The following is a 13,320-nucleotide window of genomic DNA, read 5'->3' as shown; positions in this document are numbered from 1 at the left end:
CGCTCCTGCACAGCGGGTTCGTCCACTGATCCTGTCCACAGTCGCACCGGCACGGCCACATCATGACCTGCCACCGCGCCACAGTGGTCGTGGAGGTGCACAGATGCAGACGCAGCAGACAGACCAGACGAGCAGTGCGGACGAGACCACCCGGCACGTGCCCGTGGCCTCGACCGCACACACCGCCCTGGGGCGGTACGGGGAGGACCTGGCAGCTCGGTGGCTCCAGGACCAGGGATACCGGATCCTGGATCGGAACTGGCGGTGCCCGGCGGGGGAGCTGGACATCGTGGCCGAGGTCCAGGGCTGGTGGGTCGCCGTGGAGGTGAAGACCCGCCGAGGCGTGGGCTACGGGGAGCCCTTCGAGTCGATCAATCGGCGCAAACTGCAACGTCTGCACCGACTGGCACGAGCCTGGGCCGCCGAGCACCCCGGGGTGTCACACCGGGACCGCTGGCGGGTGGACGCCGTGTCCGTGCTCATCCCCGCCGGCGGCGGACTGAAGATCGAGCTGCTCAAGGACCTGCAGCCGTGAGCGCGCAGGCACCTGCCCAGCGCCCCCGTGTGACCCGGGCGCTGATGGGCAGGACGCTGGCGGTCGCTTTGACCGGGATGCACGGGCACCTGGTGGAGGTGGAGGCGGACATCGGTCAGTCCCTGCCAGGATTCGTCCTGCTGGGACTGCCGGATCAGTCTCTGCAGGAGAGCCGAGATCGGATCAAGGCCGCGGCCCGGAACTCCGGACTGCCGCTGACTCGTCGGCACCTCACCGTCAATCTCGTCCCGGCGGCGCTGCACAAGAGAGGCCCGGGATTCGATCTGGCCATCGTGATGTCGGCCTACACCGCTGACCGGCAGGTCACCGGCACCGACCAGGCGGTGTTCCTGGCCGAACTCGGTCTCGATGGACGGCTGCGGCACGCCCCGGGGATCCTGCCCTCGGTCATGGCCGCCGTGGATGCCGGTCATCCGGACGTGGTGGTGGCGGCCGCATCAGTCGAGGAGGCATCCCTGGTGCCAGGTGCCCGGGTGAGGGGTTTCGAGACCCTGTCCGAGGTCATCCGAGCTTTCGGAGGAGACCCGGACCCGGTGACGATCCCCGCCGTGATCCGCCCCCCGGCTTGTCGGCACCGGCCCGAGGACGGGGCGGACCAGGAAGGGGCCACGCCGAGACTCCGTGTCATCACTGCGGCGGAGCTGCCGGACCTGGCGGACGTCCCCGGTCAGTCCGAGGCGCGGTACGCCCTGGAGGTGGCTGCAGCAGGAGGGCATCACCTGCTGCTGGAGGGCAGCCCTGGCGCCGGGAAGACGATGCTGGCCGAACGGCTGCCCAGTATCCTGCCCTCGTTGGATGACCGCACCGCCCTGGAGGTGACCGCTGTCCGGTCCCTGACGCCGAGGTCCGGGGAGGCGGCCAGCCTGGTCCGTGCTGCACCGTTCGTGGCCCCGCACCACTCCTCCAGTATGGCCGCACTGGTCGGCGGCGGATCCGGTCTGGCCCGGCCCGGGGCGGCCTCGTTGGCCCACGGCGGGGTGCTGTTCCTGGACGAGGCCCCTGAGTTCGAACGGCGCGTGCTTGATGCCCTGCGCCAGCCGCTGGAATCAGGGACCGTGACCCTGCATCGGGCCGCCGGTGCGGTGTCCTATCCTGCGCGGTTCCAGCTGGTGCTGGCGGCCAATCCGTGTCCCTGCGGCTGGGGCATCGGGCGTGCGGCCCGGTGCCGATGCACCTCACTGCAGCGCCGTCGGTACGCGGCCAAGCTCTCGGGTCCGCTGCTGGACCGGGTGGATCTGCAGGTCACTGTGCCCGCCCTGGACGCCTCGGCTCTGACTCGGGGTGCTGGAGGTGAGAGCAGCGCCTCGGTGGCCGAGCGGGTCCAGGCCGCCGTGGATCGGCAGCTGGCCCGCTTGGCGCCGTGGGGGTTGAGCAGGAACTCCCACCTGCCCGCCTCAGCACTGCGCCAGGGCCGCCTGGCACCTGACCGCGCGGTCCGCCGGGCACTGGACCACGCCCTGGACCACGGAGAGCTGACCGCCCGCGGCTATGCCCGAGTGCTCCGGGTGGCCTGGACTGTGGCGGACCTGAACGGATCGGAGACGCCGACGGCCGCAGACATCGACACCGCCCTCTATCTGCGCCGACGCACGGAGCGTGAGGACACATGAACCCCTCCACTGGACCCACTGAGGACGAGCGTCGCGCCCGAGCCGCCCTGACCCGTCTGCTCGAACCCGGTGACGGGCTGGGCGCTCTGGCCGTCCGCTGCTGGGGAGCCGAACGGACGCTGCAGGTGCTCGGCGGGCCGGACGCCCCTGAACCGGGCGAACGTCAGGACCTCGTGGTGGCCGCTGCCGACCAGGGCCACCGGGTCACCTCGAGGACCTGGTCCGCTGCACAGGAACGGTGGAGCACACGTCGAGCTGACCTGGCGCCGGACCGGGACCTGGAGACCATCCACCGCCTGGGCGGCCGTCTGCTGGTCCCCGGCGACCCGGACTGGCCCGTGGCCGTGGACGATCTCGGCGGGCAGGCTCCGTTGGCGCTCTGGTGCCGCGGCACGTCCACGATCCCGGCTGTTCATCGGACCGTGTCCGTCGTGGGCTCTCGTGAGGCCACCCAGTACGGTCAGCAGGTCACCGCCCAGCTGGTGTCCGGGGTGGCCCGGCGCGGCATGACCGTCCTGTCCGGCGGTGCCTATGGGATCGACGCCGCCGCGCATCGGGCGGCCCTGGCTGCGCCGGACGCTGAGCCGCCCACTCTCGCCGTGATGGCCGGTGGCCTGGACCGGTTCTATCCAGCAGGCAACGAGCAGCTGCTGCATCAGGTGGCCGAGACCGGGCTGCTGATCTCGGAGATGCCGCCGGGAGCCAGCCCCACCCGCTACCGATTCCTGGCCCGGAACCGGCTGATCGCCGCACTGGCCGGGGCCGTCGTCGTGGTCGAAGCGCGCTGGCGCTCCGGTGCCCAGAACACGGCCGGACATGCGCTCGGCCTGGGACGTGAGGTCGGGGTGGTCCCCGGACCCATCACCTCCGCCGCATCGGCTGGGTGCCACCGTCTGCTGAGGGAGACCCCGTCCACACTCGTCACCGAGGCTGACGAGATCATCTCCCTGATGCCGCACCATGCCCTTCCCGACGACGGCCTCTCCCGTCCCAGCCCCGCCGCCGGCGCCACGAAGGCGGGGGAGCAGGAGCGGGCGCACGATCACCTCACGGTCGAGGAGCTGCTCGTCTTCGAGGCGCTTCCGGTCCGGGCACCGGCCGAGGTCGCGCGGATCTGTTCGGTGGCCGGACTGGGCACCGGAACAGTGCTGGGCGTGCTGACGCGACTGGGGCGGCAGGGCCTGGCCGAACAGCGGGGGGCGGGGTGGCGGCGGGGGTCCACTGCTCGCTGAGCCGGTAGTGGCACAGTGGAGACATGCCCGCAGACCGCCCTTCACCGCAGGTCTCCGCTCAGGACCATGACTGGGTGGAGGACTTCGCCGTCCATCTGCAGCACGAGCGGAACCGTTCCCCGCAGACGATCCGTGCCTACGTCTCGGACCTGTATGGCCTCGTCCACGACGTGCTGACCGCCTCCGGATGGACGGATGAGGCCCAGACCCTGCCGCCGGCCGTGCTGGAGACCGTGGACCTGCACGATCTGCGGGGCTGGCTGGGGCGACTCTCCGGCACGGGGGCGGCGCGGTCCACCTTGGCCCGCAAGACCGCATCGGTACGGACGTTCATGGCCTGGGCCGTCAGAGAGGGGCGTCGGCCCACCGACCCGTCTCTGCGTCTGTCCAGCCCCCGCCGGTCCTCGTCGCTGCCGGAGGCATTGAACGCCGGTCAGGCCCACCGCCTGATCGAGACCGCTCAGCAGCGCGCTCGTACCGCCGCGTCGTCCGGATCCGAACCGTCCCCGGAGGGCTCACCGGCGCAGCGGGCGGTGGCGCTGCGCGATGTTGCCGTCCTGGAGGTCCTCTACGCCACCGGCATCCGGGTGGCGGAACTGGCTGTACTGGACCGGGCTGACATCGACCATGAACGACGCACCCTCCGCGTGACCGGCAAGGGGGACAAGGAGCGCACCGTGCCCTTCGGGGTCCCGGCTGGGCAGGCCCTGGACCGCTGGCTGCATCACGGGCGCCCTCAGCTCCAGAGACAGGGCCCCGCCGCTCACCCCGGCCGCGATGCCGACGCCCTGTTCCTGGGTGTCCGTGGTGGACGACTGGGGGTCCGCCAGATCCGCACCCTGGTGGATGACCTGCTGGCCGCACTCGGCGACACCTCGGCACGGGGTCCACATGTGCTGCGCCACACGGCGGCGACCCACCTGCTGGACGGGGGCGCGGACCTGCGTGCCGTCCAGGAACTGCTGGGCCACTCCTCCCTCCAGACCACGCAGCTGTACACGCACATCTCCATCGAACGGCTCCGCCAGGGGTACCAGCAGGCGCACCCCCGGGCCTAGTGCCCGGGCCCCGACACGTTCTCTGATCCTCCGCCTGGTGGCACTGGGGCCGGGACTAGGGCACAATGGGTCCGGAAGCCACCGACGGGTGGCCTCACTCGCATCTGAATACACACAGACCGGCGTTTCGGCGCCGCCTCCCGTGGATCCTTCGGATCCGTCCCGCTGCAGTGGTCGTTGGGGAAGACGTACCGCACAGCACTGGGAGGAACGTATGTCTGTAACACCAGCCCGTGGAATCCTGTACATCCACTCGGCTCCAGCCGCGCTTTGCCCGCACATCGAGTGGGCAGTGGGGTCAGTCCTGGGTGCCCAGGATGCCCTCGAGTGGACGGCTCAACCGGCGTCCCCTGGCGCCTATCGTGCCGAGATCAGCTGGACCGCACCGCAGGGCAGCGGCTCTCGCCTGGCCTCAGCCCTGCGTGGGTGGGCCCACCTGCGCTATGAGATCACCGAAGAGGCCTCCGCAGGCTGCGATGGCAGCCGCTGGTCCCACACCCCGGAGTTGGGCATCTTCCATGCCACCACGGACGTGACCGGCAACATCATGGTCTCCGAGGACCGGATTCGATTCGCCTACGAGCAGGGTGCCGGTGATCCCTCTGCCGTCTTCCACGAGCTCAGCCTGGCCCTGGGTGAGGCGTGGGACGAGGAGCTCGAGCCGTTCCGCCAGGCCGCTGAGGGCGCTCCGGTGCGCTGGTTGCACCAGGTCGGCTGACCCCGGCTTCGTCACGACCCCAGACACGAGTCAGGACCTGCCACACCAGTGCGTGGCAGGTCCTGACTCGTGTTCCGGGCAGACCGGGATCAGACCGAACGGAACAGGGTGACGGCGTTGTGCCCGCCGAAACCGAACGAGTTGTTCACGGCCATGGTCTGCGCCGGCAGGTCACGCGGAGCACCGGAGACCACGTCCAGCGGGATCTCCGGATCCTGGTTCTCCAGGTTGATCGTCACCGGTGCCTTGCGCTCGTGCAGGGCCAACGCCGTCAGCACGGACTCCACGGCGCCGGAGGCGCCCAACAGGTGACCCATCTGGCTCTTGGTGGCGGAGACGCACATGTTCTCCAGGTGGTCACCGAACACGGCCTTCAGGGCCACGTACTCGGGCTTGTCACCGACCGGGGTGGACGTGGCGTGGGCGTTGACGTGTGAGACCTCGGTCGGAGCCGCACCGGCCGAGTGCAGGGCCTGGCGCAGGGCACGAGATGCACCCAGGCCTTCCGGTTCAGGAGCGGTGATGTGGTGGGAGTCGGAGGTGACGCCAGTGCCGGCCAACTCCGCGTAGATCTTCGCTCCGCGTGCTCGGGCATGATCCTCGGACTCCAGCACCAGGGCGCCGGCGCCCTCTCCCATGACGAAGCCGTCACGGTCGCGGTCGTAGGGTCGAGATGCTCGCTCGGGCTCATCGTTGCGGCGGGACAACGCCTGCATGGAGGCGAACGCGGCCAGGGGCATGGGGTGGATGGCCGCTTCGGCACCGCCGCACAGGACCACATCGGCCTCACCGGAGCGGATCAGCTCCAGTCCCAGGTGCAGGGCCTCGGTGCCGGAGGCACAGGCGGAGACCAGGGTGCGAGCACCGGCGCGGGCACCGAGGTCCAGGCTGATGGCGGCAGCGGGGCCGTTGGGCATCAGCATGGGAACGGTCATCGGCATGACCCGCCGCGGACCCTTCTCACGCAGGGTGTCCCAGGCGTCCAGCAGGGTCCAGACCCCGCCGATGCCGGTGCCGAAGGAGACGGCGAACCGCTCGGGGTCCAGGCCCTCTCCCACCGAGCCCTCGAGCCCGGCGTCGGCCCAGGCCTGCCGGGCGGCGATCAGGCCGAACTGGGTGGAGGGGTCGGCACGCTTGATCTCCACGCGGCTGAGCGCCTCGGAGGCCGGGGTGCTCACGCGGGCGGCGAAGGTGACGGGCAGGGAGTACTGCTCCACCCAGTCGTCGGTGAGGGTGGCTGCTCCGGAGGTGCCTGCCAGGGCGTTCTTCCAGAGGGTGGGCACGTCACCGCCGATGGGGGTGGTGGCGCCGAGTCCGGTGATGACTGCTGTTCGTGTCATGGGTCTGCCTTCAGTGGTCTGCGGCGTGCTGCCCAGACATCGGGGAATCGTTCGGTTCAGGGGTGCGGGGGATGGGCCGGGGCGATCATCATCCAGCCCCGGCCCATCGGGTCCCGCAGAGGGTCAGGCCTGGGCGTTGTCGATGTAGTCGACGGCGTCACCGACGGTCTTGAGGTTCTTGACCTCCTCGTCCGGGATCTTCACATCGAACTTCTCCTCGGCGTTGACCACGATGGTCATCATCGAGATGGAGTCGATGTCCAGATCGTCGGTGAAGGACTTGTCCAGCTGGACCTCTTCGGTCTCCAGGCCGGTCTCCTCGTTGACGATCTCGGCCAGGCCCAGCAGGATCTCTTCCTTGGTTGCCACAGTGTTCTCCTTCGGTGAGGTGACGGACCGGCGGTTCTGCCGGCCCGGGGTGGGTGATGGTGTTCCCGGTGCCAGTCTGGCACGCGGAGTTGCTCAAGGCAGGCGGACGACCTGCGCGCCGTAGACCAGTCCGGCGCCGAATCCGATCTGCAGGGCCAGACCTCCGCTCAGGGAGGGGTTCTCCTCCAGCACGCGGTGCATAGCCAGCGGAATCGAGGCGGCGGAGGTGTTCCCGGCATCGACGATGTCACTGCCGATCACCACGGACTCGGGCAGCTTCAGCTGCTTGGCCATCTCATCGATGATCCGGGCATTGGCCTGGTGGGGCAGGAAGGCGGCCAGGTCCTGGGGCCCGACGCCGGCCGCGTCCAAGGCCTGCTGGGCCACCTTGGCCATGGACCAGACCGCCCAGCGGAAGACGCTGGGTCCGTCCTGGCGCAGGGTGGGCCAGAGCTTGTTCTCCGGGTCGGTCAGCTCGGTGGTGTCTCCAGTGGTGCGGGCCTTCTCAATGGCGTCGCGCATGTCCAGCTGGGAGCGGGTCATGGAGACGGTCTCCCACCGTTCGCCGTCCGAGCCCCAGACGCTGGGGCCGATGCCGGGCTCATCCGAGGCGCCGACCACCACTGCTCCGGCGCCGTCGCCCAGGATGAAGGAGATGGAGCGTTCGGTGCCGTCGATGACATCGGAGAGCTTCTCGGCACCCACCACGACCACGTGGCGTGCCATGCCGGAACGGACCAGGGCGTCGGCCTGGGCCACCCCGTAGCAGTAACCGGCGCAGGCGGCCGAGACATCATAGGCCGGTGCGGGCGTGGCGCCGATGTTGTGGCACAGCGCCGCAGCCGCGGACGGGGTGGCATAGGGGAAGGTCACCGTGGAGACGATCACCGCGTCGATGTCCTCACCGGTCAGGCCGGCCCGCTCCACGGCCTCCCGGGCGGCCTCGGTGGCCAGGTCCAGCAGCGAGGTGTCGGCATCCGCGCGATGGCGGGTGATGATCCCGGTGCGCTGCCGGATCCACTCGTCCGAGGAGTCGATGGGACCGGCGATGTCGTCGTTGGTCACGATCTGGGTGCCGCGGGCGGCGCCCACGCTCAGGATGCGGCTGCCGGCCGCGGGAGTGTACTGCTTCAAGGTGGGGGTGCTCATGGGGTCCTCGGTCTGTGGGGAGAAAAGGGCGGCTCGGCGTCAGTCAGCCACAGGGGTGGCGTGCTCGGTGATGAAGGCCCGGGCCTTCTCGAGGTCGTCAGGGGACTTCACCGCCAGGGTGGGCGTGCCCTTGAGCGCTCGCTTGGCCAGGCCGGTCAGGGTGCCTCCAGGAAGCAGCTCCAGGATGCCGGTGACGCCCGCCGCACCCAGGGACTCCATGCACAGGTCCCAGCGGACCGGGCAGGTGACCTGGTCGATCAGTCGTTCCACCACCTCGGACCCGTCGGTCACGGTCTGCCCGTCGCGGTTGGACAGCAGCGTGACAGTCGGGTCCTGGGGCTGCAGCCCTGCGGCGTAGTCACGCAGCGCCGGCACGGCCGACTCCATGTACGGGGTATGGAAGGCCCCGGCGACCTTCAGACCGATGACCCGGGCCTTGGCGGGTGGCTCCTCGGCCAACGTGGCCAGGGCCTCCAAGGAGCCTGCGGCCACGGTCTGACCGCCGCCGTTGGCGTTGGCCGGGACCAAGCCCAGCTCCTCCAGCCGCGCGGTGACCTCGTCCGGGTCGCCGCCCAGGACAGCGGACATGCCGGTGGGAGTGGCTCCGGCCGCCTCAGCCATGCCGGTGGCGCGGATGCGCACGAACTCGAGTGACTGCTCGTGGGTCAGGACACCGGCCAGGGCCGCGGCCGTGATCTCACCGACCGAGTGGCCGGCGGCCATCCAGCCTCCGGCAGGCAGGTCCTGCACGCCCAACGCGTGGGCCGAGAGCAGCCCGGCCGCCACGATCAGCGGCTGTGCCACGGCGGTGTCCTTGATGGTCTGCTCGTCGGAGACGGTGCCGTGGGCGGTCAGGTCGACTCCAGCGGCCTCGGACCACGCGGCCAGCCGGTCGGTGACGCCGTCCAGTTCGGTCCAACTGGAGAGGAATCCGGGGGTCTGGGAGCCCTGTCCAGGGCACACGATGGCGAGCATGGTCCAACTCTGTCAGCCTCAAGGCCCGCCAGCCCGGCGCCACGGACACCAACCTCATCGAACCTCTTTGGAGGGTTCCTACAAGCTGAAGGCTTCGGTCGGCGCATGGAGCCGGCCGACGGCGAGGGCCGTCTGCAGCACGTAGGCGTCACGGGGGACCAGCGGATCCCAGCCGGTGATCTCCGAGACCCGCCGCAGCCGGTAGCGCACCGTGTTGGCGTGGATGAACAGCTCCCGGGCGGTGCCCTCGAGGGAATGTCCGAGCTCACAGTAGGTGTCCACGGTCTCCAGCAGGTTGGTGCCGGCGGCGGCCAGTGGAGCGTGCACGCGGTGGAGCAGGACCTCAGTGGCGGTGGGATCTCCCTGCAGTGCCCGCTCGGGGAGCAGGTCCTGGGTGTCGGCGGGGCGAGGCACTCGGGTCCAGGCGCAGGCAGCGGACAGCCCGGCCAGGGCCTCCCGGGCGCTGCGATGGGCCTCCGTCAGAGAGTCCACCATGGGGCCGTAGACCACCGGTCCGTCCCCGAAGCCCCCCACGAACACCTCGGCGGACCGGGCCGGGTCCACGACCCCTCCCACCACCAGGATGAGACGTTCTGCCTGGACTCCCACCATCAGGTCCAGGCCGGCGCGCAGAGCCGAACGGCGCAGATCGGAGATGAACCCGGGCTGATCAGTGGTGGGGGTGCTGCCGGCCATGACCAGCACGCCGTCGGTGCCGTTCCAGCCCACGGCGGCGGCGCGGGAGCGGATCTCATCCGGCTCGTCTCCTCGCAGCACGGCGTCCAGCAGCACCGCCTCCAGTCGTGAGTCCCAGGCGCCGCGTGTCTCGGCGGCTCGGGCATAGACGTCGGCCAGGGCGAAGGCGATCTCCCGGGAGTAGCGCAGCACCGCCTCGCGGACCGCGGACTGGTCCCGGTCCTGCACGATCCCGGGCACCAGGGCCTCCACCACGTCCACCACGGTGCGGATCAGCTGCAGGGCCTTCTGCAGGCTGATCGCCTTGGTCAGCTCGGTGGGGGCTCCGCCGAAGACCTCGGCCAGCAGGGTGGTCATGGTGGTGGAGGGCCGTTCGAACCAGGCCAGGAACCCGGTCAGGCCGCGCTGGGCCACCATGCCCAGGGAGGAGCGATCGTCCGGGCTGAGCTTGCGGTACCAGGGCAGGGTGCTGTCCAGCCGCTGCAGGGTGGCGGTGTTCAGCGATCCCAGATGGGACCTCAGCCGGCGCAGGGACTCTTCGGAGACCTTGCGCGGCGGGGGCGTGATGCGAGCCTCGGACATGTGCTCGAGCATAGGGCCTGGATTGTGGACTTCCCACAATTGCGGCGTCCCGGTCCACTCCACAGACGCCGGGAACGACGACGGCCGGTGAGGTCCCGCTGGAACCTCACCGGCCGTCGTCGGGCCTGCTCAGGGAGAGCAGGCGAGGGGTCGCCTTACGCGTCGCCTCCGGCATTGCCGGTGGTGCCGGCGGAGACGTCGTCGATCCGGTACTTCTCGAAGGCCTTCGCCGCGGTGCCCTTCTCGACCTTCTCCTCCTGCTCCAGCATCTGGAGGGCACGCACCACCATCGAGTGGGAGTCGATGGCGAAGTGACGGCGTGCCGCTGCGCGGGTGTCCGCGAACCCGAAGTCGTCGGCACCCAGGGTGGCGTAGCGGTTCGGGATGTACTGGCGGATCTGGTCCGGGACCATGGTCATGTAGTCCGTGGTGGCCACGATCGGTCCTTCAGCGCCGGCCAGCTTGGTGGTGATGTACGGGACCGGGGCCTCCTCGGAGGGGTTCATGAAGCCCTTCCGCTCGGCCGCCACCGCCTCGCGGCGCAGCTCGTTCCAGCTGGTCACCGACCAGACGTCCGCCGAGACGTTCCAGTCCTCGGCCAGGATCTGCTGGGCCTCGATCGCCCACGGCAGGGAGACACCGGAGCCCATCAGCTGGACCTTGGGTCCCTCGCCCTGACCGTCCTGGTACTTGTAGATGCCCTTGAGTAGGCCCTCCACGTCCAGGTCCTCCGGCTCGGCCGGGTGCTGGATCGGCTCGTTGTACACGGTGAGGTAGTACATGACGTTGCGCACGTCCTCGCCGCGGTCGTGGTCGCCGTACATGTCCTCCAGGCCCTGGCGGACGATGTGGGCGATCTCGTAGCCGAACGCCGGGTCGTAGTGCTTCACGGCCGGGTTGGTGGCGGCCAGGATCGGGGAGTGCCCGTCCGCGTGCTGGGTGCCCTCACCGGTCAGGGTGGTCCGTCCGGCGGTCGCGCCGATCACGAACCCGCGGGCCATCTGGTCCGCTGCGGCCCAGAAGGTGTCCCCGGTGCGCTGGAAGCCGAACATCGAGTAGAAGATGTACACCGGGATCATCAGCTCGCCGTGGGTGGCGTACGAGGTGCCGGCGGCGTTGAACGCCGAGGTGGCACCGGACTCGTTGATGCCCACATGGAAGAGCTGGCCCTGCGGGGACTCCTTGTAGGACAGGAACAGGTCCCGGTCCACGGAGAGGTAGTTCTGTCCCTTGGGGTTGTAGATCTTCGCGGTGGGGAAGAACGAGTCCATGCCGAAGGTGCGGGCCTCGTCCGGGATGATCGGCACGATCCGCTGGCCGATGTTCTTGTCCCGGAGCAGGTCCTTGAGCAGACGCACGAACGCCATGGTGGTGGCGGCCAGCTGCTTGCCCGAGCCCTTCTTGGCCTGCTTGTAGGCAGACTCCGGGGGCAGCGGCAGCTTGGAGTACGTGGACCGGCGCTCGGGCAGGAATCCGCCCAGCTCCTTGCGCCGCTCCATCATGTACTTGATCTCCGGTGCATCCGGGCCCGGGTGGTAGTAGGGCACGTTGTACGGATCGTTCTCGATCTGCTCGTCCGTGACCGGGATGCGGTGACGGTCGCGGAACATCTTCACGTCCTCCACCGTCAGCTTCTTCATCTGGTGGGTGGCGTTGCGGCCTTCGAAGTGGGTGCCCAGCCCGTAGCCCTTGATGGTCTGGGCCAGGATGACGGTGGGCTTGCCCTTGTACTCCATGGCGGCCTTGTAGGCGGCGTAGACCTTCTTGTAGTCGTGGCCGCCGCGCTTGAGGCCCCAGATCTCGTCGTCGCTCATCTCCGCCACCATCTCCTTGGTGGTGGAGGAGCGGCCGAAGAAGTGCTCGCGGACGAATCCGCCGTCCTCGGCCTTGTACGTCTGGTAGTCGCCGTCCAGGGTCTCGTTCATGATGCGCACGAGCTCGCCGTCGTCGTCCTTCTCCAGCAGCTGGTCCCATTCGCGGCCCCACAGGACCTTGATGACGTTCCAGCCGGCGCCGCGGAAGTAGGCCTCCAGCTCCTGGATGATCTTGCCGTTGCCGCGCACCGGTCCGTCCAGGCGCTGCAGGTTGCAGTTGACCACGAACGTGAGGTTGTCCAGCTTGTCGTTGGCGGCGATGTGCAGTGCGCCGCGCGACTCCGGCTCGTCCATCTCGCCGTCGCCCAGGAACGCCCACACGTGCTGCTGCGAGGTGTCCTTGATGCCGCGGTTGTGCAGGTACCGGTTGAACTGGGCCTGCAGGATGGCATTGGAGGGCCCCAGGCCCATGGACACGGTGGGGAACTGCCAGAAGTCCGGCTTCATCCGCGGGTGCGGGTAGGAGGGCAGGCCGTGCGGGGCCTTGGACTTCTCCTGGCGGAACCCGTCCAGCTCCTCCTCGGTCAGGCGTCCCTCCAGGAAGGCACGGGCGTAGTTGCCGGGGGAGGAGTGCCCCTGGAAGAAGATCTGGTCGCCGCCGCCGGGGTGGTCGGCTCCGCGGAAGAAGTGGTTCAGGCCCACTTCGTACAGGGTGGACTGACCGGCGTAGGAGGAGATGTGGCCGCCGACCTCCACACCCTTGCGCTGGGCGCGCTGGACGATCATCGCCGCGTTCCACCGCAAGTAGTTGCGGTAGCGGCGCTCCATCTCCTCGTCGCCCGGGAACTCGGGTTCCTGGTCCACCGGGATGGTGTTGACGTAGTCGGTGGTGGTGACCATGGGCACGCCCACCGACTTGGTGCCGGCCCGCTGCAGCAGGCTGCGCATGATGTATTCAGCGCGCTCGGTGCCACGCGACTCCACCAGGCCGTCGAAGGACTCGATCCATTCGGCGGTCTCCTGCGGATCCTTGTCGGGCATCTGATTCGTCAGGCCACTGAGGATATGGGAGCTTTCTTCAGCTGCGCTCACGGCAACCTCTCTTCATAGCGGATGGTGTCCACGGTGCCGGACCGGGCTGCCGTCGGGATCTTGTCCTGCGGCGTCCCTGGGCCAGGACTTCCAGTGTCGACTGTAGTGCCTGTGGGACCCCAGGGTCAG

General features: G+C 69.4%; 11 protein-coding genes. 5 read left to right on the top strand and 6 right to left on the bottom strand.

Annotated features, from left to right (window positions below; all coding sequences use genetic code 11):
• The first annotated feature begins 103 nt into the window (after positions 1-103).
• The 5 genes from BM355_RS03065 to BM355_RS03045 all read left to right on the top strand — a co-directional run bounded on the left by BM355_RS03065 (position 104) and on the right by BM355_RS03045 (position 5,174).
• A complete protein-coding gene (locus tag BM355_RS03065) occupies positions 104-535 on the top strand; it encodes a YraN family protein (protein ID WP_091694390.1) in 432 nt (143 codons plus the stop codon).
• Positions 536-579: 44 nt separating this feature from the next.
• On the top strand, positions 580-2,166 hold the full coding sequence (locus tag BM355_RS03060) for a YifB family Mg chelatase-like AAA ATPase (protein WP_091695261.1): 1,587 nt from the start codon (positions 580-582) through the stop codon (positions 2,164-2,166).
• Positions 2,163-3,398: a DNA-processing protein DprA gene (dprA, locus tag BM355_RS03055; RefSeq protein WP_091694387.1), complete on the top strand. Its 1,236-nt coding sequence runs from the start codon at positions 2,163-2,165 to the stop codon at positions 3,396-3,398. Before BM355_RS03060 ends, dprA begins: the two co-directional genes overlap by 4 nt.
• A gap of 23 nt (positions 3,399-3,421) precedes the next feature.
• On the top strand, positions 3,422-4,456 hold the full coding sequence (locus BM355_RS03050; RefSeq protein WP_091694384.1) for a tyrosine recombinase XerC: 1,035 nt from the start codon (positions 3,422-3,424) through the stop codon (positions 4,454-4,456).
• Between the two features lie 214 nt (positions 4,457-4,670).
• A complete protein-coding gene (locus BM355_RS03045; RefSeq protein ID WP_091694379.1) occupies positions 4,671-5,174 on the top strand; it encodes a DUF3145 domain-containing protein in 504 nt (167 codons plus the stop codon).
• 89 nt (positions 5,175-5,263) lie between these two features.
• Here the strand turns inward: BM355_RS03045 and fabF are convergent, their stop codons facing one another.
• The 6 genes from fabF to aceE form a co-directional block, all read right to left on the bottom strand.
• A complete protein-coding gene (fabF, locus tag BM355_RS03040; protein ID WP_091694375.1) occupies positions 5,264-6,514 on the bottom strand; it encodes a beta-ketoacyl-ACP synthase II in 1,251 nt (416 codons plus the stop codon).
• A 123-nt stretch (positions 6,515-6,637) separates the two neighbouring features.
• Positions 6,638-6,883, bottom strand: a complete 246-nt coding sequence (locus BM355_RS03035) for an acyl carrier protein (RefSeq protein ID WP_091694372.1) — start codon at positions 6,881-6,883, stop codon at positions 6,638-6,640.
• 93 nt (positions 6,884-6,976) lie between these two features.
• Positions 6,977-8,032: a beta-ketoacyl-ACP synthase III gene (locus tag BM355_RS03030; RefSeq protein ID WP_091694369.1), complete on the bottom strand. Its 1,056-nt coding sequence runs from the start codon at positions 8,030-8,032 to the stop codon at positions 6,977-6,979.
• A gap of 39 nt (positions 8,033-8,071) precedes the next feature.
• Positions 8,072-9,007, bottom strand: coding sequence for an ACP S-malonyltransferase (locus BM355_RS03025; RefSeq protein WP_091694364.1), 936 nt, complete (start codon positions 9,005-9,007; stop codon positions 8,072-8,074).
• A gap of 78 nt (positions 9,008-9,085) precedes the next feature.
• On the bottom strand, positions 9,086-10,285 hold the full coding sequence (locus BM355_RS03020) for a PucR family transcriptional regulator (protein WP_091694359.1): 1,200 nt from the start codon (positions 10,283-10,285) through the stop codon (positions 9,086-9,088).
• A 155-nt stretch (positions 10,286-10,440) separates the two neighbouring features.
• A complete protein-coding gene (aceE, locus tag BM355_RS03015; RefSeq protein ID WP_245760562.1) occupies positions 10,441-13,140 on the bottom strand; it encodes a pyruvate dehydrogenase (acetyl-transferring), homodimeric type in 2,700 nt (899 codons plus the stop codon).
• Positions 13,141-13,320 lie beyond the last annotated feature (180 nt).

Origin of the sequence: Micrococcus terreus, from assembly GCF_900116905.1 — a bacterium.
GTDB lineage: Bacteria > Actinomycetota > Actinomycetes > Actinomycetales > Micrococcaceae > Citricoccus > Citricoccus terreus.
The sequence above is the reverse complement of the archived record's forward strand: the minus strand, read 5'-3'. Positions and strand labels throughout refer to the sequence as shown.